This is a genomic window from Lactiplantibacillus daowaiensis (assembly GCF_005405085.1).
Classification (GTDB): Bacteria; Bacillota; Bacilli; order Lactobacillales; family Lactobacillaceae; genus Lactiplantibacillus; species Lactiplantibacillus daowaiensis.
In genome coordinates this window covers 1-1,190 of sequence record NZ_BJDJ01000045.1, presented here as the reverse complement: position 1 = coordinate 1,190, position 1,190 = coordinate 1, and the positions used below count along the sequence as shown (strand labels likewise).

1 protein-coding gene and 1 pseudogene are annotated in these 1,190 nt (G+C 39.7%); both read right to left on the bottom strand.

Features of this window, described 5'->3' with window-relative positions; genetic code table 11:
* Window positions 1–31: 31 nt before the first annotated feature.
* The gene (locus FFM75_RS13870; protein WP_080128853.1) at window positions 32–937 is read right to left on the bottom strand and encodes an IS3 family transposase; all 906 of its coding nucleotides are present in this window, start codon (window positions 935–937) and stop codon (window positions 32–34) included.
* Window positions 916–1,190: pseudogene (locus tag FFM75_RS13865) on the bottom strand (helix-turn-helix domain-containing protein); the annotation flags it as partial. The gene FFM75_RS13870 and the pseudogene FFM75_RS13865, both read right to left, overlap by 22 nt.

The following is a 1,190-nucleotide window of genomic DNA, read 5'->3' as shown; positions in this document are numbered from 1 at the left end:
TGAAGTGAACCCACAAGTTTGGACAACTAAATTAAGCTGCTAACTGATTGGCAAGTTCTCGGTATTGTACCGGTGACTTGCCTTTTAGTTTGGTCCTGATTCTACGGTTATTATAAAATTCAATCCATTCAGTCATCGCTTGCGCGAGACTTTCTGAATTTTCGAAGTGTTCATCCATCATCTCTGCTTTCATGAGATGAAAAAATGATTCCATGGCGGCGTTATCTAAGCAAGTCGCCTTACGGGACATACTCTGAAAGGTATGATGAGTTTTAAGCGTTTTTTGCCACTGTTTATGTTGATACTGAAATCCTTGATCTGTGTGTACCGTTGTTCTATAAGGAAGCTCAGGTAATCCATCTAATGCTTCTTTTAGTGGTTTCAACGCAAATTCAAGAGTTGGGTGTGCGCTAATGTTAAATGCCAAAATTTCACCCGAAAATAAATCCATGATGGGTTCTAAATAGATTCGCTCGCTTTGACTCATCTGACCGTATCGAAATTCACTAACGTCGGCGACGAGTTTTTGATATGGTCGATCTGTCTTGAATCGACGGTGTAACTTATTTTTGGCGATTCTACCAACAGTTCCTTTGTATGAGTTATATTTGCGAGTTTGCTTATTAAAGGCCTGACATGTCCAGCCTTGCTCCTTCATAATTCGGAGGACGCGTTTATGATTAACTTTAAATCCCTGTTCATGCATAACTAACGTTATGCGACGGTAACCGTATTTTTGAGTATACTTGGCATCTGTTTGCCGAATTTCATCAATGGCTTGGATAACCTGGTCATCCTCATATTTTCGTCCCTGACTGTGCTTAGTGTAATAGTACGTGCTACGTGGTACCTTAACGGCTTTAAGGATAAAACTAATCGACGTTTTGAAGACCCGCCTCAGATCATCAATTAAGGTCACGGTTTCTCGTGAGCTGATTTTTCGTGATCTAAGGCATCGAGTTTTTTTAAAAATTCGTTCTCGATTCTTAACATCTTATTTTCTTGCTTGAGTTGCTTTAACTCATCTTTATCGTGGCGTGCTTGGATTTGTGCCGTTGTGTGTTTGGTCACTTTTTTATGTTTAGACATAGTCTTTGGATTTCCTCTCACTCTATTTAGTCTACTGAGCCCCTCTAAATCAAACTTTCTTTGCCATTGCCAGATAGTACTTGGTGAAGAGAGGTTGAAAT